Origin of the sequence: Amycolatopsis sp. WAC 04197, assembly GCF_003947475.1 — a bacterium.
GTDB classification, from domain to species: Bacteria; Actinomycetota; Actinomycetes; order Mycobacteriales; family Pseudonocardiaceae; genus Amycolatopsis; species Amycolatopsis japonica.
This window is the reverse complement of sequence record NZ_QHJK01000002.1, coordinates 1,124,177-1,145,259: the sequence shown is the minus strand read 5'-3', so window position 1 is coordinate 1,145,259 and position 21,083 is coordinate 1,124,177. Positions and strand designations below refer to the sequence as shown.

General features: G+C 70.1%; 18 protein-coding genes. 4 read left to right on the top strand and 14 right to left on the bottom strand.

What is annotated here, in order from left to right:
- Window positions 1-93: 93 nt before the first annotated feature.
- Entirely contained in the window at window positions 94-1,008 is a 915-nt protein-coding gene (locus tag DMC64_RS12800) for a cation diffusion facilitator family transporter (RefSeq protein ID WP_125733613.1), read from the bottom strand.
- Window positions 1,009-1,152: 144 nt separating this feature from the next.
- Here DMC64_RS12800 and DMC64_RS12795 point away from each other — a divergent pair, with 144 nt between their 5' ends.
- Window positions 1,153-4,152: a BTAD domain-containing putative transcriptional regulator gene (locus DMC64_RS12795; RefSeq protein WP_125733612.1), complete on the top strand. Its 3,000-nt coding sequence runs from the start codon at window positions 1,153-1,155 to the stop codon at window positions 4,150-4,152.
- Window positions 4,153-4,204: 52 nt separating this feature from the next.
- Here DMC64_RS12795 and DMC64_RS12790 read toward each other — a convergent pair whose 3' ends face one another.
- The 6 genes from DMC64_RS12790 to DMC64_RS12765 all read right to left on the bottom strand — a co-directional run bounded on the left by DMC64_RS12790 (window position 4,205) and on the right by DMC64_RS12765 (window position 9,324).
- Complete coding sequence (locus DMC64_RS12790; RefSeq protein ID WP_125733611.1) at window positions 4,205-4,714, bottom strand: hypothetical protein; 510 nt, start codon at window positions 4,712-4,714, stop codon at window positions 4,205-4,207.
- Between the two features lie 189 nt (window positions 4,715-4,903).
- Window positions 4,904-6,127: a mannose-6-phosphate isomerase, class I gene (gene manA / locus DMC64_RS12785; RefSeq protein ID WP_016337106.1), complete on the bottom strand. Its 1,224-nt coding sequence runs from the start codon at window positions 6,125-6,127 to the stop codon at window positions 4,904-4,906.
- A gap of 66 nt (window positions 6,128-6,193) precedes the next feature.
- Window positions 6,194-7,285: a hypothetical protein gene (locus DMC64_RS12780; RefSeq protein WP_037340981.1), complete on the bottom strand. Its 1,092-nt coding sequence runs from the start codon at window positions 7,283-7,285 to the stop codon at window positions 6,194-6,196.
- The gene (locus DMC64_RS12775) at window positions 7,269-7,490 is read right to left on the bottom strand and encodes a Trm112 family protein (protein WP_037340979.1); all 222 of its coding nucleotides are present in this window, start codon (window positions 7,488-7,490) and stop codon (window positions 7,269-7,271) included. The genes DMC64_RS12780 and DMC64_RS12775 overlap by 17 nt, the downstream gene beginning before the upstream one ends.
- Window positions 7,491-7,542: 52 nt before the next feature.
- Complete coding sequence (locus tag DMC64_RS12770) at window positions 7,543-8,898, bottom strand: phosphomannomutase/phosphoglucomutase (RefSeq protein ID WP_037340978.1); 1,356 nt, start codon at window positions 8,896-8,898, stop codon at window positions 7,543-7,545.
- 72 nt (window positions 8,899-8,970) lie between these two features.
- Window positions 8,971-9,324, bottom strand: coding sequence for a DUF3499 domain-containing protein (locus DMC64_RS12765; RefSeq protein WP_073848429.1), 354 nt, complete (start codon window positions 9,322-9,324; stop codon window positions 8,971-8,973).
- Between the two features lie 116 nt (window positions 9,325-9,440).
- Between DMC64_RS12765 and DMC64_RS12760 the strand changes: the two genes are divergently transcribed.
- Window positions 9,441-9,872 carry a metallopeptidase family protein gene (locus tag DMC64_RS12760; RefSeq protein ID WP_005150818.1) on the top strand — a complete coding sequence of 144 codons (432 nt, stop codon included), beginning with the start codon at window positions 9,441-9,443 and terminating at the stop codon, window positions 9,870-9,872.
- A gap of 287 nt (window positions 9,873-10,159) precedes the next feature.
- Here the strand turns inward: DMC64_RS12760 and DMC64_RS12755 are convergent, their stop codons facing one another.
- Window positions 10,160-13,426 (bottom strand): glycosyltransferase family 2 protein, encoded by a 3,267-nt coding sequence (locus DMC64_RS12755; RefSeq protein WP_233629632.1) that lies wholly within the window; start codon window positions 13,424-13,426, stop codon window positions 10,160-10,162.
- A 132-nt stretch (window positions 13,427-13,558) separates the two neighbouring features.
- Window positions 13,559-13,942, bottom strand: coding sequence for a WhiB family transcriptional regulator (locus DMC64_RS12750; RefSeq protein WP_007028952.1), 384 nt, complete (start codon window positions 13,940-13,942; stop codon window positions 13,559-13,561).
- 171 nt (window positions 13,943-14,113) lie between these two features.
- On the opposite strand from DMC64_RS12750, the gene DMC64_RS12745 reads away from it, so the two are divergent.
- Window positions 14,114-14,875: a site-2 protease family protein gene (locus tag DMC64_RS12745; RefSeq protein WP_038508544.1), complete on the top strand. Its 762-nt coding sequence runs from the start codon at window positions 14,114-14,116 to the stop codon at window positions 14,873-14,875.
- On the opposite strand, the gene DMC64_RS12740 is transcribed toward DMC64_RS12745, so the two are convergent.
- From DMC64_RS12740 to mshB, 3 genes are read right to left on the bottom strand one after another with little or no spacing between them, the layout of a single operon-like run.
- Window positions 14,859-15,665 carry a hypothetical protein gene (locus DMC64_RS12740; RefSeq protein ID WP_037340963.1) on the bottom strand — a complete coding sequence of 269 codons (807 nt, stop codon included), beginning with the start codon at window positions 15,663-15,665 and terminating at the stop codon, window positions 14,859-14,861. The genes DMC64_RS12745 and DMC64_RS12740 overlap by 17 nt on opposite strands.
- Window positions 15,658-16,074, bottom strand: a complete 417-nt coding sequence (locus DMC64_RS12735) for a hypothetical protein (RefSeq protein ID WP_125733610.1) — start codon at window positions 16,072-16,074, stop codon at window positions 15,658-15,660. Before DMC64_RS12735 ends, DMC64_RS12740 begins: the two co-directional genes overlap by 8 nt.
- Window positions 16,071-16,913, bottom strand: a complete 843-nt coding sequence (mshB, locus tag DMC64_RS12730; protein ID WP_037340958.1) for an N-acetyl-1-D-myo-inositol-2-amino-2-deoxy-alpha-D-glucopyranoside deacetylase — start codon at window positions 16,911-16,913, stop codon at window positions 16,071-16,073. The genes DMC64_RS12735 and mshB overlap by 4 nt, the downstream gene beginning before the upstream one ends.
- Before the next feature lie 156 nt (window positions 16,914-17,069).
- Between mshB and DMC64_RS12725 the strand changes: the two genes are divergently transcribed.
- The gene (locus DMC64_RS12725) at window positions 17,070-18,851 is read left to right on the top strand and encodes an ABC transporter ATP-binding protein (RefSeq protein WP_052120758.1); all 1,782 of its coding nucleotides are present in this window, start codon (window positions 17,070-17,072) and stop codon (window positions 18,849-18,851) included.
- A gap of 190 nt (window positions 18,852-19,041) precedes the next feature.
- On the opposite strand, the gene DMC64_RS12720 is transcribed toward DMC64_RS12725, so the two are convergent.
- Both DMC64_RS12720 and DMC64_RS12715 read right to left on the bottom strand, forming a co-directional pair.
- Window positions 19,042-19,974, bottom strand: coding sequence for an ABC transporter permease (locus DMC64_RS12720; RefSeq protein WP_125733609.1), 933 nt, complete (start codon window positions 19,972-19,974; stop codon window positions 19,042-19,044).
- On the bottom strand, window positions 19,967-20,983 hold the full coding sequence (locus DMC64_RS12715) for an ABC transporter permease (RefSeq protein WP_037342474.1): 1,017 nt from the start codon (window positions 20,981-20,983) through the stop codon (window positions 19,967-19,969). The genes DMC64_RS12720 and DMC64_RS12715 overlap by 8 nt, the downstream gene beginning before the upstream one ends.
- Between the last annotated feature and the right edge of the window lie 100 nt (window positions 20,984-21,083).

Sequence of the window (21,083 nt, the reverse complement as noted above, 5' to 3'; positions counted from 1 at the left end):
CTGCCTGGCTCAGATGTCATGAAAGGGCCGTTCAGGACGAAAAACGTCCTGAACGACCCTTTCATGACATCCGTGAAGCGAGCGGAGACCGGCTCACGCCAGCGCGCGGTCCAGATCCGGCTCCAGGTAGATCAGCTTCGCCGTCGGCACCTTCGCCCGCACACGCGCTTCGGCGTCGTCGATGGCTTGCGCGATTTCCGCGGTTTCCAGCCCCGGCACCAATGCGAGCTTCGCGGCCACCAGCATCTCGTCCGGCCCGATGTACAGCGTCCGGATGTGGATGACGCGCTCGACCTTTCCGGCGGCGAGTTCGTCGACGATCACGTCGAGGTCGGTCTCGGAGGCGCCCTCGCCGATCAGCAGGCTCTTCATCTCGATGATCAGGATGATCGCGATGACGCCGAGCAGCAGGCCGATCGTCACGGTGCCGATGCCGTCCCACACCGGGTTCCCGGTGACGACGGAAAGCCCGACGCCCGCGAGCGCGAACACGAGGCCGAGCAGCGCGCCCGCGTCTTCGAGCAGCACCACCGGGAGTTCGGGGGTCTTGGCCTGGCGGATGAAGGCCCACCAGCCCACGTCGCCCTTGATCTTCTTCGACTCCTGGATCGCGGTGTAGAAGGAGTACGACTCCAGCCCGATCGCGACCACGAGGATGCCGACCGCCACCAGCGGCGAGGTCAGGTCCTCGGGATGCGAGATCTTGTGGATGCCCTCGTACAGCGCGAACACCGAGCCGAGGCTGAAGAGCATCAGCGCGACGATGAACGAGTAGAAGTACCGGTCCCGGCCGAAGCCGAACGGGTGGGCGCGGGTCGCCTTGCGCTGCGAGGTCTTCTGGCCGAGCAGCAGCAGGCCCTGGTTCGAGGTGTCCGCGAGCGAGTGCACGGACTCGGCCAGCATCGAGGACGACCCCGTGATGAGGAAGCCGGTGAACTTCGCGGCCGCGATTCCGGCGTTCGCCACGAGCGCGGCGATGATCGCCTTGGTTCCGCCACCTGCAGACACTTGCAACTCCCCAAATGGTGTCCCGATATGCCGGGTTCGAAGGCTAGCAGTGCAGATGAGCCGGTACGCGCCGGGCGGGACAGGTCACAGAATTGTCGGGGCCCCTCGCTAGTCTCGCCCCTCTCATGACCTGGGGAGGTGCCCGTGCCGCGATTCGGCGTGCTCGGACCGTTGACGATCGAGGATCCGCCCGGGCGGCGCACCACGCCGCGCGGCGATCATCAGCGTGCCCTGCTGGCCGTCCTGCTGCTGAACGCGAACTCGTCCGTCCCGGTCGACGCCCTGGTCGAGACGCTTTGGCCGGATACTCCGCCGAAGTCGTACTCCTCGAATCTGCACACGTACGTCTCCCGCCTGCGAGCTCGGTTCGCGGGGCTGGAGATCGAGCGGGATCCGCACGGCTACCGGCTGGTCGTCGCGCCCGCCGACCTCGATCTGCTGTCCTTCCGCGAAGCCGCCGCGGCGGGGAAGGCCGCGGCGCGGGCGGGCGATCCGGCGTCGGCCGCGGGGCATTACCGCCGGGCCCTGGCGGAATGGCGCGGGCCGGTCCTGTCCGGGCTGCACATCCCCCGGCTCGACGCCGACGTCGCCCGGCTCGAGTCGGAGCGCTTGGCCGCCTTCGAAGACTGTGTCGACGCCGAGCTGTCCGATGGCAGGCACGGCGAGCTCACCGGCGAACTCCAGGCGATGATCACCGAACATCCGTTGCGCGAGCGGCTGGCCGCGCAGCTGATGATCGCGTTGCACCGCGCCGGACGGCAGGCCGATTCGCTGGCCGTCCACCGCGAGCTGCGCGCCACCCTCGTCGAGGAGCTCGGCGTGGAGCCCGGCGCCGAGGTCCGCCGGGTGCACGCCGCCGTGCTGCGCGGTGAGGATCCGGTGCCCTCGGCGAAGGCCACGCCGATCTTCCCGATCTGCCAGCTACCGCCGGACATCGCGGATCTCGCAGGCCGCGAGAGCGAGATCGCGAAGCTCTCCGGGCTGCTCGGCGACGGCACGGGGGTCCCGGTCGCGGTGGTCACCGGCGAGCCGGGCGCGGGCAAATCCACGCTCGCGGTCGCCACCGCGCACAGGCTCCGCCGGTCCTTTCCGGACGGACAGCTGTTCGTCCCGCTGGCCGGCGCCTCCGACCCTCGCGACCTCTCCGACGTCCTCGGCGACCTGTTGCGCGCGCTGGGTGTCACCGGGCCCGCCATCCCGGACGACGTCGAAGCCAGGGCTGCGGTCTATCGAGGCCGTCTCGCCGATCGCCGGGTCCTCGTGGTGCTCGACGACGCCGCCAGCCCCGAGCAGGTCCGCGCGCTGCTGCCGGGCACACCGGGCACCGCCGTCCTGATCACCAGCAGGCGACGGCTTTCCGGGCTCGCCGGGGCGGATCGTCTCCCCCTCGCGCCACTGTCCGGTGCCGAGGCGATGACCCTGCTCGCCCGCCTCGCCGGGCCGGATCGCGTGGGCGCCGAACGCGCGGACGCGGAACGGATCGCCAAGGCCTGCGGCAATCTCCCGCTGGCGTTGCGGATCGCGGGCAGCAGGCTCGCGATGCGGCCGGGCCTGCCGCTGGGGAAGCTCGCCGGGCGGCTGGAGGACGAGGTCTCGCGCCTCGACGAGCTCCAGGTCAGCGATCTCCAGGTCCGCGGCAGTATCGCGTTGAGCTATCAGGCGCTGAGCCCGGCGGCACGGCGCGCGTTCCGGCTGATCGGCCGTTGCCGCACCCTCGACCTGCCCGCGTGGGCGGTGACGACGCTCATCGATGACGAAGGCGCCGACGAGGCCATCGACGAACTCGTCGAGGCCAGCCTGCTCGAAGCCACCGGCCTCGACCCGACGGGCGAGCAGCGGTTCCGCGTGCACGACCTCGTCCGCGTGTTCGCCACGGAACTCGGCCGGGAGCTGGAAACCCGTGCCGAGCGGGTGGCCACCGTCGCGAAGGTGTCGGACGCGGCGCTGTGCCTCGCCGACACGGCGGCCCGCCGCCTGCCGAGGACGGTGCCGATGCCGTTGTCGGAGCACGACGTCCCCGCGCAGCCGCTGGACGCGGAGCTGGTCGAGCGGTTGCTGCGTGATCCCGGCACCTGGTTCTCCGTGGAGCGGGCGAACCTGGTCTCCGCCGTCTCGTCCCTGTGCGCCGTGGGCTGGCGGCGGAAAGCGTTGCTGGTACTGGAAAGACTGAGCGCGTACCTGTACCTGCACAGTCATTACACCGACATGCGGACGTCTTACGAGACGTTGCGCGACGCCGCCCGTGAGGCGGACGACCGGCACATCGCCGTCATCGCGGACGCGAATTTGGCGGTACTGCTGCATGTTCGCGGTGAGTACGAACGCGCGGCCGAGGGTTATCGCGCGTGCTCGAAGGACTTGGCGGAGCTGGGCGATCTCGCCACCCGGGCGTGGGTGGAGACCAATCTGGCGCATTGCCTGGTCGGGCTCGGCCGGGCCGGGGAATCGCTGCACGCCGCCACCCAGGCCCGCGAAATGTCCACTGTGGAGGATTCCGGGACCCACGCGAGACGAGCGGAATCCGCCGCCCTGCACCGGCTGGGCAAGATCTCCGAAGCGCTGGAGATCGATCGCCGGATCCTCGCCCAGGCGCGGGAATCCGCCGACGACCGACAGCTCGGCGTTGCCCTGCAAGGGCTTTCGTGGTCGCTGATGCTCGACGGCCGCCAGGAGGAGGCCCTGGCGACGATCGAGGAATCGGTCCGTGTCCTTCGCCGGACGACGGCGAAATCGGCGCTGGCGAAGTCTTTGCGCACCCAGGGCGCGATCCTCGCCGGCGCCGGGCGGCGCGACGGCGCGGTGAAGGCCTACGAGAACGCGCGGCGCCTGGCCGGAGCGCTCGAAGAACGGCCGCGAGAGCTTTCCTGCACCCGCGCGATCGCGGCGAGCTGGATCGGCGACGGCCGGGCCGACCGCGCGATCCCCGTTCTGCACCGATGTCTCGACGAATTCCGCGCCATGGGCGGGAAACCGGCGACCGGCCTCACCCTGCACGTGCTGCGCAGGGCGTACGAGGCCGTCGGGGAAACAGAAGCGGCCGAGGCGGCGGGTGAAGAGGCGAAGCGATTGGAAGTCCCCCACGACGCCAACGCTTCGACCCTCGTCCGGTTGCTGTTGTCGCTCACCGAACCCGCCCCGGCCTGACCGAGTGGTGCCCGACCCCTCAGACGGGCACCACCCGGAAGTCACCTGCACTTCACCGGGCGGCGTGCCGTGGTTCCCGCCGTGCGGCGGAGAACCAGGCCAGCGTGATCGCCAGCACGCCGTTGGCCACGGCGTCCCACACCGGCGGCGACGCTGCCCCGAGCCGTGAGACCGCGAACATGTTGATCAGTCCGGCGACGGTCAGCATCACGCGGACGGGCTGGGTGCCCATCACCACCAGCGCGGCGGTGAGCAGCACCTGCGCGCCGAGCGAGACGAGCACGACCAGCGGGAGGTTCAGCCTGCTCTCCGCACCCGCCGCGAGCTCCTGCAGACCGCTCCCCGCGGCCTTGACCGACTCGATCGCGTCACCGGCGAGCCCCGCCATCGCCTGCGCCGAGCCGACCAGCTCCTGGCCGCTCGGTACCGGGAGGACCAGGTCGACGACCGGGACGAGCGCGGTGACGACGGCGAATCCGAGCGCGGCGAGCAGGACGGTGGGGCGCACGGGAACCGGCACCCGGAAAGCACGTCCGCTCGCCGCGCCGGGATGGGAAGTCACTGCTGTCGCTCCTTGGCTATCGATGTCCGGGAGGAGCCGACGCCAAGCGCCGGGTCACCCCTTCGGTCGATAGTCGCGGAAGCCGCCACACGGAACGCACACACTTCGGCCAAGCCCGCGTTTCGTCCTCTGAATGCGGTCCTTGCGCGCGCAAGGACCGCATTCAGAGGACGAAACGCGGGAGGAGGATCAGCAGGTGCCGGCGGTGGCGCGGAACACCTGGGTGCGTTCACCGGACAGCGGCCGCACGCGGACCGCCGGATCGGCGGCCGGGAGCCACACCGACTGGCCGCGGCGGAGTTCGACCTGCTCGCCGTCGTCGGCCGTCACCAGCAGGCCACCCGCGGTGCACAGCAGGATCTGCGGGCCGACGTCGTGGACGGCGACCTCGCCGTCGTCCCCGGCCTCCCATTCGATCCGCGAAAGCTCGAACTCCGGCGCGTCGGTGCGGTACACCGACAGCCGCTCTTCGCGCTCTCCGCTCTGGACCGGCATCTCCCCGCACGCGAAGTCGACGACGCGCAGCAGTTCCGGCACGTCGACGTGCTTCGGGGTCAGCCCGCAGCGCAGGATGTTGTCCGAGTTCGCCAGGATCTCGACGGCGGTGCCGTGCAGGTACAGGTGCAGGTTGCCGGCGGGCAGGTAGATCGCCTCGCCCGCGCTGAGCGTGAGCCGGTTGAGCAGCAGCGCCGCGAGCACCCCCGCGTCGCGCGGATGCGCTTCGCCGAGTTCCAGGATGGTCCGGCATTCGACGTCGAACTCGCCGCGTTCCTGGACGTGCTTCACACACGAATCGAGGACCTCGGGCAGCAGCTCGTCGAGCGCGGCCTGCGGCAGCGTGATCCACGTGGTGAACAGCGCGCGCAGCCCGGCCGGATCCGGCTGGGCCTCCAGCAGCACCGCGTACTTCGCCAGCCCGGGCGTCTCGATCGCCTTCAGCAGCGCGATCGTCCGTTCCGGGTCGCGGAAGCCCGCGAGCGCGTGGAACTCCGTCAGCGCGCAGACCAGTTCCGGTTTGGCCGTCGGGTCCGGGTAGTTGCGGTTCGAGGCGTCGCGCGGGATGCCCGCCGACTCCTCGCGCGCGTACCCCTCCGCCGCCTGCGCGGCCGACGGGTGCGCCTGCATCGAAAGCGGCTCTTCGGCGGCGAGGATCTTCAGCAGGAACGGCAGCCTGCCGCCCCAGCGGCCGGCGCAGGTCGTGCCGAGCTGGCCGACGGGATCGGCTTCGACGAGCTCCAGCAGGCTCCGCTCGGTGCCGTCCGGGCCGATGACGTGGGACGGGTCGCCGGGGTGGGCGCCCATCCACAGTTCCGCCTCCGGATGCGGCGCCGGCACCGGACGCCCCAGCAGCTCGGGGATCGTCGTTCTGGACCCCCACGCGTAGGGCCGCACGGCATTGCGCAGCAGCTCCACTGTCACCTCAACTCCTCGCCGGGCACGGGTGGTGCCGGCCCTCATTGCTTACGTCGCGCTCGGGACTCACGCCGTTGCAGGCGTGTACCTCCCGGCGCCGCCGATGCTGCCGACGGCCAGCCCCAGGTAGACCGCGGCCAGCTCGAAACGCAGGGCGAGAACGGCCGCACGCACGATCTCGTCCGTTTCGATCTCTTCGGCCGGGGCGATCACGTCGCCGCCGGGCAGCAGGTCTTCCGCCTGATAGCGGGCCGCCTCCGCGGCGGGCCCGGTCCGGACCGAGAGGAGCAGCACCCTCGGCGTCGCGCCGGCCCCCTCCTCAGGGTCCGCGAAGATATCGCGATCCACGCCGCCGGACAACGCCGCCCGCCGCAAAGCGGGCCTGGCCAGCGCCTGGCGGTAGTCCTCCACGTCACAGACGACGGCGGCGTGCGCGGCGAACGCGTGGGCCGCGTGCTCGCCGACGGCGACCGCGACCGGGTCCAGCCCCCACAGCAGCGGCTGGCGCTCGGCCAGCTTCAGCGCCATCGCCTTGGCCGGGTTCGCGAACGACTCCCTGGCCAGGTAGTCCTTCTCGGCTTCCGCGTCGAGATGGTCCGCGAGCTGCTCCAGGTCGGCCACCAGCAGACCGAGGGCGTTCGCGGTGAGCAGGGCCGCGGCGAGCCCGCGCGGGAAGGCCATCTCCGGCGGCACCGGGAGCCTCGGCGCGAGCAGCAGTCCCTTGCCCGCGACGGAGGCCGCGACCGGGCCTTCGGCGGGCGCGGACAGCACGACGGTCGCGCCGAAGCGGGCGGCGCGTTCCAATGACGCGGCCAGCTCGCGGTCACCGGCGTCGTCGGTGTGCGCGAAGACCACGTCGAGCGCGCCGATCCAGCTCGGCACCACCTCGGCGACGACCACCGGCACCGGGCACGACGGGGTCAGGAGCGCGGCGACCAGCCGGGTCAGCGTCCGGCTGACCCCCGGCCGGTCGATCAGCACGAGCGAGCGCGGGCGCCCGACGTCCAGGCGATCGCTCAGCTCGAGTTCGGCCGCGGTTTCGGCGGTCGCCCGGACCTGGGCGCCCGCCATCGCGGCGGCACGGAGAAGCCCCGCGGTGTCGGCCTCGGCCAGCCTCGCGGGGTCGTCGAGCAGGGAATCGTCAGGGACCGTCGGCATGGGCGCCATCCGGGGTCGTCGGCTCGGTGGCTTCGTCCAGCAACAGTACCGGGATTCCATCACGGACCGGATACACGCGACCGCATTCCGTGCAGGTCAGCGAATCGGCGTCCGGATCGGCCGGCGTCCCCGGCCGCAGCGGCGCGTGATCGGGGGACGGGCAGGCCAGGATCTCCAGCAACTGTGCGTCGAACGTGACGGCCATGGTTACTCCCTACCTGTGGGACATCTCTATGTGTGTTTTCACGACACATTCGTTACCCACGGACTATCGCCAATACGTCTTCGGTCAGCGCCCGGACGGCCTCGGCGTCGGCGGCCTCGACGTTCAGGCGGAGCAGCGGCTCGGTGTTGGACGGGCGCAGGTTGAACCAGCCACCGCCGGGGAGCTGCACGGTGAGCCCGTCCAGTTCGTCGATCTCCACGCCGTCACGCGCGCCGAATGCGTCCTTGACCGCGAGCATGCGGGCGACCTGGTCGTCGACGGTCGAGTTGATCTCGCCGGAGGCCGCGTAGCGCGAGTACTCCGCCGTCAGCTCGGACAGCGGGCCCGCCTGCTCGCCGAGGGCGGCGAGGACGTGCAGCGCGGCCAGCATGCCGGTGTCGGCGCGCCAGAAGTCGCGGAAGTAGTAGTGCGCGGAGTGCTCGCCGCCGAAGATCGCGCCGGTCTTGGCCATCTCGGCCTTGATGAACGAGTGCCCGACCCGGGTGCGCACCGGCTTGCCGCCGTGCTCGGCGACGATCTCCGGGACCCCCTTCGACGTGATCAGGTTGTGGATGATGGTGCCGCCCGGCTCCTTCTCCAGCTCGCGGACGGCGACCAGGGCGGTGATGGCGCTCGGCGAGACGGGCTCGCCGCGCTCGTCGACGACGAAGCAACGGTCGGCGTCGCCGTCGAAGGCGAGACCCGCGTCGGCGCCTTCCTCGCGCACCTTCGCCTGGAGGTCGACGATGTTCTTCGGGTCGAGCGGGTTGGCCTCGTGGTTCGGGAAGTTGCCGTCGAGTTCGAAGTACATCGGGACGACCTCGATGGGCAGGCCCGCGAAGACCGTGGGGACGGTGTAGCCGCCCATGCCGTTGCCGGCGTCGACGACGACCTTCAGCGGACGGCTGCCCGAGAGGTCGACGAGCTTGCGCAGGTACGCCGCGTAGTCCGCGAGGACGTCCTTCTCGGTCACCGAACCGCGCTGGCCCGCGAAGGCGGGCACGCCCTGCTCAACGGTGTCGCGGATCTCCGCGAGACCCGAGTCCTGGCCGACGGGGGCGGCGCCGGAACGGCACAGCTTGATGCCGTTGTACTTCGCCGGGTTGTGGCTGGCGGTGAACATGGCGCCGGGCAGGTTGAGCGAGCCGGACGCGAAGTACAGCTGGTCGGTGCTGGCGAGGCCGATCGACACGACGTCGAGGCCCTGCGAGGTCACGCCGTCGGCGAAGGCGGCGGCGAGCTCGGGCGAGGAGTCGCGCATGTCGTGGCCGATCACCACGGAGTCGGACTCCGGCTTGATCAACAGGGCGAACGCCGATCCGAGGTCGCGGACGAGTGCCGCGTCCAGCTGCTCACCGACCACGCCGCGAATGTCGTAGGCCTTCACGATGCCCGAAAGGTCTGGCACGCCTGCTCCCCGCCAATAGTCTCGTTACAACGCCCTCTGGCGCGCTCGAAAGCCTACCGGCGAGCTCTCGCGTCAGGCGCGGCCGGGCAGGACGCGCAGGTGGCCGCGCCTGCCCGAGGGTCCTTCGGGTTCGGGCTCGGGTGCGGGCTTGTCGGAGCGGCCGGCCTCGCGCACGGCCTCGGCCAGCGCGGTCAGCTCGTCGGCGGAGGGGTCCGGGGCGGCGAAGGCGCCTTCGTGCCGGACGACTTCCCAGCCCTTGGGCACGGTCAGCCGGAGGGCGTGTGCCTCGCAGAGGTCATAGGAGTGCGGCTCGCTCGCGGTGGCCAGTGGGCCCACCACGGCCGTCGAATCGCTGTAGGCATACGTGAGCGTGGCGACAGCGGGTTCGAGACAACCCGTTCGCGAACACTTTCGTACGCTCCGCACGATCGAGAACGATAGCGCGTCGCGAGCCCGGCGTACCGGCGACACGCGCTTTGAATCGCCGAGCGCGTACCCTTCGGTTCGTGGCGACGGCTCGTGATTCCCGACAGCGACGGCGGATGCGACGGGACCGGCACGGCCGGGGCCTGCGCGGAGCGCTGTATCCGTCGACCCTTCCCGCCGCCGCTAGCAGGGCGGAAAGGTTCGACGCGCTGGTTTTGGACGCGCTCGAACCGATCGAAGCGCGGTGGCGGCACGAGCTGACGAAGCTCGACGTCGCCGTCGACGACGTCCCCGAAGTTCGCTCGGATGGCGCACCGGCCGGAGTCGACGGCGTGCTGCACGACGGCGCCGTCCCGCTGTCGCGGCTCGTACCCGCCGGCGTCGACCGCGCCGGCCTCCCGACGCGGGCCCGCATCGTCCTCTACCGCCGCCCCCTCGAAGCGCGCGCGAAGGACCCCGGCGAACTCGCGGAACTCGTCCACGACGTCCTCGTGGAGCAGGTGGCGGGCTACCTGGGCGTCGAACCCGACGTCATCGAAGGCGACTGACCCCCCTCGCCACTCCCTCTCCACCCCGTACCCAGCCCCCGCCCTTCCCCGGGGGGCGTCCCCAGCCCAGTGTATCGCCGCCCACCGACGGGACCTGCGGAAACGGCGCCGGAGGGCGGAGTTGTCCACAAGGGGAAGGGGCTGTGGACAACTCGTGGGAGGTGGCTCGGGGGTTCCCAATGTGGCATTGGGGGCACCGAGCGTCCCCAATGCCACATTGGGCGCCGCCAAGGCCTCCTGAGGGACGCTCAACGTCTCAAAGGGGGCCTTCAGGACAACCCGCAAGCTCAAGAAGGACGCCGCCGCGTAGGAACAGCCGTCAGCAGCGTGAACAGCACCGCCGCCACCTGCGCCAGCAGCAACAGGTTCCGCGTCGTCCCCTGATGCTCCACCACGACCTCCGAAGGCGTGGCCGGCACCGAGACCGCCACCTGATGCCCCCAAGCCCGCACGATCGGCACGGCCTTCCCGTCCACGCTCGCCTGCCAGCCCGCCTCGAACTCCGCGGCCAGCACGAGCAGCCGTCCGGTCGGGCCTTCCGAGACGCGCACCCGCACGTCCGGCAGCCCGGCCTGCACCGGCGCCACCCCGGGTGACGCTCCCGGCGCGCCCTTCCCGGTCACGGCCGCCTGAGCCAGTTCCGGCGAGATCAGCGCCACCTGCCCGCCGGCGGGCAGCAACCGCAGCACCGGACGCCCGTCCGAGGTCGGCGCGGCCAAAACCACCAGGTCCCGCGCGAGTTCGACGAAGGCGCCACCATCCGCGCCGCTCGGCAGCACGACATACGACACCCCTGAAGCCAAAGCGGCGGCGAAGGCCTGCTTCACCGCGTCCGGCGAGCCTTGCAGGAGGTCCCGGCGCCACGAAGCCAGCCGATCGGCGCTGCCCGGCGTCGGCGCGAACTCGTCGTCGCCGAAACTCGGCAACCGACCGCCGGTCTGCCGGGCGACGTCACCGATCACCAGCACCGAGCGGCCACTCGCAGCCAGTTCCGCCGAAATCTCCGGCGCCAGCGAGGGACGCTCACCCGCCCGCAGGGGCCCTTCCCGTCCGGCGACGACCGCGCCGGTCACCAGCGCCAGCAGCACGAGCACCCCGGCCACGGCCGTGACCTTCGCCAGCCACGGCGCGGGCTCGACCCCGGATCCGCCCCGCTGCCAGGTCGCCAGCACCGTCCACAACAGACCCGCGCCGATCACCAGCAGCGGCACCCCGGCGTACCCGGTCGCGTGCGCGCCGCCCGACATCGGCGTCACCGCCACGAACCGCACCGCGACGAGCCCGAGCGCGCCCAGCACGACGACCGCCACACCGGCGCCCGCGCTCTTCGTCGGCCGCACCACCAGCGCGACGATCGCGGCCGCGACCAGCGCCACGCCGATCGGCCAGGCGCCGGGGCCGCCCGGGTCCAGCCCGGCGAGGTCGGCGCCGGACGCGGCCATGGCGCCACCGCCGAGCCCGTGCAGCAGCAGTTCCGGATGCCGCAGCAGCACACTCGGCCACGGCAGCAACAACGCCAGCGGCAGGAACACCACGATGCCGACCGACGCGATCCGCCGCGCGAGGCCGGTCGGCGAAGGCAGCACCACGAAGCCGATCACCAGCCCGACCAGCGCCAGCGCGTGCGCCAGCGGGGAGAAGGCGCCGATCAGCGCCAGCCCGATCGCGCTCAGCGCGGAAACGTGCAGCCAGCGCGAGTCCGCGCGGACCAGCAACCCCACGATCCCCGCGATCACCAAAGGCAGCAGCAGATGCACGACGACGACGTCGAGCCGTCCCTGCGCGACCGAAGCCGTGGCCGCGGGAAGCACGCCGTACGCCGCCGCCGCGACGGCACGCACCCAGCGACGCACGCGAAGGTGCCGAGTGGCCACGTACGCGCTCAGGGCGGCGAGTGGGATGTCGCCGATCAGCAGGATCGCGACCAGCGCCGCGGGACCGCCGATCGGTGTGAAGATCGCGCCGATCGTGCCCAGCACCGGCAGCGTCGCGGGCGCGGGGCTCGCCGTCCCGCCGGCGATCGCGTGCCACGGCGCGAGATACGACGACCAGATCTCGCCGAGCCCGCCGACGGGCAGCAGTTTCCCGCCGAAGAGATCGAGCCCGAGGCGGGATCCGTTGACCACGAACGCGAGCGCCGTCAGCACGACGAGCACGATCACCGGCGGCGCGAACACGGTCGCGCCGAGCACCCGCTTCCGGTCGACCTCCACGAAGACGAGTTCCGGTTCCGGCCGCGGCCCGCCGTCCCGCGGCACCGGCGACGGCTTCGGCCCCTCCGTCGCGGGCTTTTCGGGAACCGCGACCGCGACGACCGCGCTGGGCCGTCGAAGGCCCGTCCCCCGCGAGCCGACACCGCGCATCGCGCCCGCGGGCAGCGCGCCGGGACCGACCGGCCGATCTTGCCCGGCCTTCAACGCCTCCGGCGGGATCCAGGCGCCTTCCTGATCCACGCCCTCCGGCACCGTCCCGAGGGCGAAATCCCGTTCCACGCCACGCCGTACGAGGCCGACGACACCGGCGCGCACGGCGTTGCGCACCCGCGTCATCCGTCCGGTGAACAAACCGCCGACCTTGCCGGGCCGACCGGTCTTCCGGCGTTCCGCGCGGGCGGCGCGCAGTCCGGCGCGACCGCGCAACAGGTGCCAGGTGGCCGCGAGTTCCGCGCCCGCCTCGCCGGTGCGCCGCAGCAGCAGGAACGCGAGCGCCCGCAACACCGCGAAGACCGGAATTCGAAAAAGGCCGAACCAAAAGGACAGTGGCGGGCAGTTGACGAGGAACACCCGGAGCCCGTGCGCGCGGTTCGCCGTCGCGAGGGAAAGGCCGAGGGCATCGGGTTCGCGCTGCCCGGTGCTGAGCGCGCGGGCGTGCCGCAGCCGGGCCGACGGCACCGAAAGCACGCGGCCGCCCGCGGCGTTGGCCCGCCAGCCGAAGTCGAGATCCTCGCGCAGCAACGGAAAGCCGGGGTCGTAGCCACCGAGGTCGTGCCAGACTTCCCGGCGCACCAGTGATCCCGCGCTCGGCACGGCGAGGACGGCGGTGTCGTTCTCATCCGGTGAGATCTGCTGCCGATGGCCGATGGCGTCGGTCGACAGACCGGCTTCGACGATCAGGCGCGGGTCGCTCCAGTCGACCGCGAGCGGGCCGAGCACCGTCGCCGCGGGCTCGTTTTCGGCCGCTGCCAACAGGTTTTCGAGACAGCCGGGTTCCGGCGCGCAGTCGTCGTGCAGCAGCCAGAGCCAACCGCCGGGGTCGCCCCAGCGTTCGACGGCGTGCTCGACGGCCTCGCCGACGGCGGCACCGAAGCCGACTTCACCGGAAAGTGTGAGAATCCCGTCCAAGACCGGCGCATCGCCGTCGGCCGCCGCGTCGGCGAGGATCTTCGCGGTCCCGTCGGTGGATCCGGTGTCGACGGCGAGCACGTGCCGCGGCCGAACACCGCTGCGCCGCAGCGCGGAAAGCGCCAGTGGCAACCAGTTCTCGCCGTTGTGACAGACCACAATGGCCAGAACGGGGGCCGTGCGCGGCACAGATGACGCGGCAGTGCGAGACAACGGGCACTCCAGATGTGGCGGCGAAGTCGAGTGCCGCCACCCTACGACGCGACCCTGTCACCCGTTGGTGGCCCCACGATATGGAAGCGAACGGAAGCGATCTCCGGTGCCCGAGGCCGCCGGAGATCGCCGTCACACAGCTCGCTTTTTCAGTTTCCTACGCTCACGTTCGGAGAGCCCGCCCCAAATACCGAACCGCTCGTCATGCGCGAGGGCGTACTCGAGGCACTCGTCCTTGACCTCGCAACCGAGGCAGATCCGCTTGGCTTCACGGGTGGAGCCGCCCTTCTCGGGGAAGAACGCCTCCGGGTCCGTCTGCGCGCAGAGGGCCCGTTCCTGCCAGTCCTGCTCTTCCGCGGAGGCATCGTCGAAAAGCTCGGTGAGATCTCCCAGTTGCTGCTCCGGGACCTCACCCCAACCCACGACTTGCCCCCATTCCCTTCCATCTGCTTCCAACCGCACGTCCGCCTCCTCGCTGTCCACGCACTCCCCAGGCTGGCGGTGTTGAAACACCATCCGCCGCCCCCTTCCAGCGACGAATGACATCACTGTGATTACACCCGTGTAGTGCGGTCAGGTCAAGCGGAGTAGCGAGTTCGGGGGATACTCACGCCTCATCGCGCAAGGGGACACGCCGACAACTTCACATCGGGCATACGGAAGACTGGAGGGGTGCAGAGATCAGCAGTGCGGCCAAGCCCGATCTTCCTCGGCATCCTCGCGGTCACCGTCCTGGGCGGTGTGCTGGCGGCTTTCGGTGACACGACGACGATTTCCAGCCAGAAGTACGACCCGCTCATCATCATCGGCGTCGTCCTGCTCGTCGCGGGCGGCTGGGTCGCGTCACTGACGCTGCACGAGTTCGGTCACGCGATCGTGGCGTTCCGCGGCGGCGACCACAGCGTCGCCCACAAGGGTTACCTGTCCATGGACGTCCGGAAATACACGGATCCGGCACTGTCCATCATCCTGCCGTTGGTATTCCTCTTCATCGGCGGCATCCCGCTGCCGGGTGGCGCGGTGTGGATCGAACACGGGCGCCTGCGGTCGCGCGGGGTCCAGTCGTGGGTTTCGCTCGCCGGCCCGCTGAGCAACCTCGGCGTCGGCGTCCTGCTGACCCTCGTCGTCGCGCTCGTGCCGATGTCGTCCGGTCTCGTGATCGGGCTTTCGTTCCTGGCGCTGCTTCAGATCGTCACGTTCATCCTGAACATCCTGCCGATCCCCGGTCTCGACGGCTGGGGCGCGATCGAGCCGTATCTCTCGCCCGGCGCGCGGGAATTCGGCGCGAAGGCCCGGCCGTGGGCGCCGATCGCGTTGTTCGCCGTGCTGTTCCTCGTGGACGGTGCGAGCAGGCTCCTGTGGCAGGGGTCCTTCGCGATCTTCGACGCCGTCGGCGGGTTCAAGCTCGCGGCCATGTACGGCCAGGACGCGTTCATGTTCTGGAAGTGAGCTCGCCGTCCGGGTGTGCGGTGAACCATTCGTGCGCCCGCTTCCAGACGCGTTTGAGGCCGGACCGCTCGCCGAGGTAGTCGCCCGCCATGCCGACCACCGGCAGCTTCCCGAGCGCACGGTGGAAAAGGCGGCCGCGGGGCCGCTTCTCGAGTTCGTCGACGATGGCCAGCAGTCCCCGGCCGAGCCGCCAGAGCGTGCCCGCGGCGGCCTTCAAGGTGATCTTGCCGTGCTTCTTCTTCGCGTCGTCGAGTTCTTCGGTGAGCTTCGCCGCTTCGTCGTCTTCGGCGGCCTTGTCGTGTTCGGCGTGCTTGCCCGCCGCGATCACCGGATCGATGTCGCGTTCGAACAGCACCCACGCGATCAGCCGGACGCGGGCGCCGACGTCGGTCACGCCGTACTCCCCCGCGATCGCGCACAACAGCACCCCTTGTGCCGCCGAACCGAGCGCGTCCTGCACGGGCAGCCGGTCGGCGAGCGCGCCGCCGAGACCGGGGATCGCGGTGATCAGCGCGGTGAACCGGCCGACCCGGTTCACCCACCAGTCGGTCCGCTGGTAGTTCGACATCTCGGCCCACGCCGCGGTGCCGGGCACCTTGACCGAGGTGATCCCGTTGAGCAGCTTGTCCTTCAGCCCGGGTTCGACGCCGTCCAGATCCTCGTGGCGACGGCCTCTGGCCTGCAGCCCGAACGGATCCGCGTCCCGTAGCGCGTCGACCATCGGCCCGCAGGCGCGGACGAACGGCCGCAGCACCGCCACGACCTGGCGGTCCGAAATCGCTTCACCCACCGCTGACTCCCTTCGCGACCTTCGGCGCGGCGCCCAGGCCTCCGCCCAGCGCCAGCGCTCCCGGCAGCGCCCCGCCGCCGATCAGCAGCAGCGCCCGCCAGTCCTGTATCAGCACCAGATCACCGCCGGGGCCCGCCATGCCCATCCCGAGTACGACGAGTACCCAGACGAGCAACGGAATCACCGAAAAGGTGGGCCGGACCACTTTGGCGGTCGTCCGCACCAGCAGCGGGGTCGTGATCACCGCGAGCACCGTGGTCACCGGGACGGGCGCGTCCCCGAGCTTCGGCAGCACGATCCCGTCGAGGCGGAGCGGCAGGAAGAACAATTCGAGCAGGCCGAGCAGGAACGCGTCGAACGTCAGCAGGGCGAGCAGCAGCCGCTGCCGTGACGTGAGCGGCGTGCTCACTTCGCGAGCCCTCCGAACAGATCGGCCGCGGCGCCTTCGGCGGGCCCGTGGGCTAGGACGAAGTACTCGTCCGGGGTGATCGGCTGCGCGACGTCGTTGCTCAGCGCGAAGTGGTCGGCGAGATGCGGCGGGGCGGGCACGCTGACCTGGGTCTCGTGCGCCCGCAGCGCGGCCGCCTTCGCCGGGATGTACGCGGCGACGTCCAGGACGGTCGTGATGGTCTCGTCCGGCGTCACCGGCAGTTCGCCGTCTTCGGGGACCCGGAACGACGACCGCCCGCGCAGCGCGGCGAGCCCGGCCGTGACGGCGTCGCGGGAAGAGACGGTATGGAACACCCGCTCGACCGACGCGGCCTTCGGCGCCGCGGCCATCGTGACCTCGTGCGCGCGGATGTGGTCGGGATGCCCGTAACCACCGAAGGCGTCATAGGTGACGACGACCTGGGGCCGGACCTCGTCGAGGATCTCGGCGAGCTGAGCGGCCTGCTCGCCGAGGTCGCCGCCGGAGAACGCGCGCGGATGGGCCGCGGACGGCGTCCCGGCCATCCCGGAGTCACGCCAGCGGCCGATGCCGCCGAGATACCGGTGCCGGGTGACGCCCAGCGCCGCGCAGGCCGACGCCAGCTCGCCCGCGCGATAGCCGCCGAGCTGATCGGAAGCCCACGAACCGAGCCCGTCGAGGGACGGCGGGATGATCTCGCCTTCCTCACCGAGAGTGCACGTGACGACGGTCACTTCGGCACCTTCCGCGGCGTAACGCGCGATGGTGCCACCGGTGGTGATGCTTTCGTCGTCCGGATGGGCGTGCACCAGGAGCAATTTGGGCCGGTCGGAGATCACGGCTTGAAGACTAATTCGAACACGGCGCGCTTTCCTTTATAGGGTGTCGGGAACGGAAGCCGGAGAGGACCGACCTTAGTCGGGCGACTCTCGGTTATCCTCGCGCGAGTCATGGCCCGTGCCGTGACCATATGTACCCCCACGAAGGGCATCTTGGTGAGCACTGAAGCAGCATCGTCGGACCTCGGCGGCGTGTCGGGTTCGGTTCTGTCCATCTCCGACCTGAGCGTCTCGTTCCCGACCGACGACGGCGTGGTCGACGCCGTCAAGGGCATCGGTTTCGACGTCAAGCCGGGTGAGATCGTCGCCGTCGTCGGCGAGTCCGGTTCCGGCAAGTCGGTGACCTCGATGTCGGTGCTCGGGCTGCTCCCGAAGACGAGCCGGATCGCCGGCGAGCTCCGCCTCGGCGAGCGCAACCTCGCCGACCTCAAGGAGAAGGAACTCCAGAAGATCCGCGGCAACCAGGTCGCGATGATCTTCCAGGAGCCGATGACCGCGCTGAACCCGGTCTACACCGTCGGCTGGCAGCTGCGCGAAGCCCTCCGCTCGCACCAGGACATCTCGAAGGAAGCCGCCGACAAGCGCGCCATCGAGCTGCTGGAGATGGTCGGCATCCCGAACCCGCCGCTGCGCTTCAAGCAGTACCCGCACCAGCTCTCGGGCGGTCTGCGCCAGCGCGTCGTCATCGCGATGGCGATCTCGTGCGACCCGAAGGTCATCATCGCCGACGAGCCGACCACCGCGCTCGACGTCACCGTGCAGGCGGAGATCCTCGGCCTGCTGCGCAAGCTGCGCGACACCCTGAACACCGCGATCGTGCTGATCACGCACGACATGGGCGTCGTCGCCGACCTCGCCGACCGCGTGGTCGTGATGTACCAGGGCAACATCGTCGAGCAGGCGCCGGTGCGCGAGCTGTTCGCGTCGCCGTCGGAGGAGTACACCCGCAAGCTGCTCGCCGCGGTGCCCGTGCTCGGCCAGCGCCCCGAGGGCCGCCGCCTGCTCGACGACGAAGGCATCTCCGCCGACAGCGACGAGGCCACGAAGATCGCCGAGGAGATCCGGCTGGAGGACTCCGAGCTCGCCGCGGTGATCGAGGAGAACGCGCCCGCGCTCGAGATCAAGAACCTCGTGCTGGAGTACCCCGGCCGCCGCGGCCAGGCGAAGAACCGCGCGGTGGACGACGTCTCGCTGAGCATCGCCAAGGGCGAGATCGTCGGCCTGGTCGGCGAATCCGGCTCCGGCAAGTCGACCGTCGGCCGCTGCGCGATCCGCCTGCTGACCCCGACCGCGGGCAGCGTGTCGATCGCGGGCAAGGACATCACGAACATGTCGAACAAGGAGCTGCGCCCGCTGCGCCGCTACTTCTCGATCGTGTTCCAGGACCCGGCGTCCACACTGGACCCGAAGATGACCATCGGCGAATCGATCGCCGAGCCGATGGTGCTGCACAAGTTCCTGCAGGGCAAGGCCCTGAACGAGCGCGTGGCGTCCCTTTTGGACAAGGTCGAGCTCGGCGGCCACTACCGCAACCGGTACCCGCACGAGCTGTCCGGCGGCCAGCGCCAGCGCGTCGCCATCGCGCGGGCGCTCGCGCTCGACCCGGCGCTGCTGATCGCGGACGAGCCGACCTCGGCGCTCGACGTGTCGGTGCAGGCCCGCGTGCTGGACCTGTTCCTGGACCTGCAGCGCTCGCTGCAGTTCGCCTGCCTGTTCATCAGCCACGACCTGGCGGTCGTCGACCTGCTGGCCGACCGCGTCGCGGTGATGCAGCACGGCAAGCTGGTCGAGGTCGGCACGCGTGACCAGGTGCTGCACTCGCCGCGCGAGGAGTACACCCGTCGGCTGCTGTCGGCCGCCCCGGTCGCGGACCCGGTGCTGCAGGCCGAGCGGCGTGCGGCCTGGGAGGCGGGCAAGCTGGCCCCGGTGGCCGACTGACGCTTACGTGAAGGCCCCCTTCGCCGCGCTAGACGCGGTGAAGGGGGCCTTCGTGTATCTGGACGGCACTCGCGTGTCTGGAGCCGTGTCACGCGTGATTGGAGCCGTATCTCGCGTGTCTTGAAACGCGTGAAGGCCCCCTTCCCGCGGCTGAGCCGAGGGAAGGGGGCCTTCACGCGCTAAAGGGGCCTTACGCCTTCATCTTGCGTTGCCGCGGGTCGAAAGCGTCCCGCAGGCCGTCACCGATGAAGTTGATCGTCAGCGAGATCAGCACCAGCACGATGAACGGGCCGAAGAACAGCGCCGGCCGCGCCTGCAGCTGCGCGTAGTTCTCGAGGATGACGCGGCCGAGCGAAGTGTCCGGCAGCTGCACCCCGAGCCCGATGAAGGACAGGGCCGCCTCGATCAGCACGGCCTGCGCGATCGCGAGGGTCGCGTTGACCGTGATGAGGCCGACCATGTTCGGCACCAGGTGCTTGAACACGATGTGGAACGTCCCGGCGCCGGACGCGCGGGCGGCGTCCACGAACTCGCGCTGGGACAGCGACATCGACTCCGCCCTGGCGATACGGGCGATCGGCATCCAGCCGAAGGCCGCCAGCACCATCGCGACGATGTACCAGCTACCACCGCCGAACACCTTCGCCAGGATGGCGGCCGCGGCGATCTGCGGGACGATCAGGAACAGGTCCGTCACGCGGGAGATCGCCGAGTCGGTGAAGCCGCGCAGGTACCCCGCCATGGCACCGAAAACGGTACCGATGGTGGTGGCGACGAGCGACACGATGAGCGCGATCAGCAGCGAGTACTGGGTGCCGCGCAGGATCTGCGACACCATTTCCTTGCCGACCTGCGTCGTCCCGAGCGGATACTCCGCACTGGGCTTGGCGAAGGACGGGAAGGAGCTGTCCTCGTAGCTGTGCGGCCAGAAGATCGGCATGATGATGACCGTCAGCACGAGCAGCAGCAGGACGCCGGTGCAGATCATGGCCAGCTTGTGCCGCAGGAACTTGCGCAGGACCAGCTTGCCCTGACTCTGGGGCTCGGGCAGCGCCTCTTCCGGGAGCGTGCCGTCGGCGGACTTGGAGCCTTCCGCCGCGATAAGGGAGTTCAAGTCAGCCAACGCGAATCCTCGGGTCCAGGATGCCGTACATCAGGTCGGCGATCAGGTTGGCGATGATGATGCTGCTGGCGATGAGTACCAGCCACCCCATCATCACCTGCGTATCGCTCTTGGTCACGGCTTCGACGAGCAGCTTGCCCATGCCATTCCAGTTGAACACCGTCTCGGTGATGATCGCGCCCGAGAGCACGGCACCGAAGTTGACGGAGAACAGCGTGGTCACCGGGATGAGCGCGTTCCGGAAGGCGTGGCGGAAGATGACCCGGCCGTTGGCGAGTCCCTTCGCACGCGCGGTCCGCACGTAGTCCGCGTTCAGCGTCTCCAGCATCGAAGCGCGCTGGAACCGGCTGTAGGCGGCGAAGCTGATGGCCATGATGGACAGTGTCGGCAACAGATAGGCGCCGACGTAACTGGCCAGGAATCCGCCTGGACCGTCGAAATTCAGCGATTCCGGACTCGTGGTGCGGATCCAGGGATTGCCGAGCACGTCGGACAGTCCCAGGTCGCGCACCCAGCCGTTGAACTCGATCGCGTACCGCTTGAGCACGATGGCGACACAGAAGATCGGCATCGAGAACAGCAGGAAGGCCAGCGTGGTGGCGATGTAGTCGATGATCGAGTACTGCTTGACCGCCGCGACCACACCGACGAGGACGCCGAGGATGAGCGCGAGGATCTCGGCTCCGACCACGAGCTTCAAGGTGACCTCGAACGCGGCCATGACCTTCGGGAACACCGGGGCCTGCGCGTTGCCCTGTGCGATGGACACGCCCCAGTCGCCGGTGACGAAGTTGCCGAGCCATGTGAAGTACCGGGGCACGATGCTCTGGTCCAGCCCGAGCTGAGAGGCCATCTGCGCGATGGCTTCCTTGCTCATCGCCGGGTTGCTCTTCATCTCGGCGAGCGGGTCACCGGTGCCGGCGACCATGACGAAACACAGGAAAGTCCCGACCAACAGGACGGGAATCGATATCGCCAGACGGCGAAGAATGTAGATCACCAGGTTCAACGAACTGCTCCTCATCCGGGCCTGGTCGCCGAAGTGCTGGACCGCTGCCCGGTTGTCCACCGTAGTGGCGGTAACCCTACGGTCAACAGCTACTTCCGGC

What these genes read in the sequence shown, in the direction of transcription:
- DMC64_RS12780 (WP_037340981.1), bottom strand. Translation starts at nt 7,285, where the DNA reads ATGCCGACGGTCCCTGACGATTCCCTGCTCGACGACCCCGCGAGGCTG.
- DMC64_RS12775 (WP_037340979.1), bottom strand. Translation starts at nt 7,490, where the DNA reads ATGGCCGTCACGTTCGACGCACAGTTGCTGGAGATCCTGGCCTGCCCG.
- DMC64_RS12760 (WP_005150818.1), top strand. Translation starts at nt 9,441, where the DNA reads ATGCGACGGGACCGGCACGGCCGGGGCCTGCGCGGAGCGCTGTATCCG.
- DMC64_RS12750 (WP_007028952.1), bottom strand. Translation starts at nt 13,942, where the DNA reads ATGGTGTTTCAACACCGCCAGCCTGGGGAGTGCGTGGACAGCGAGGAG.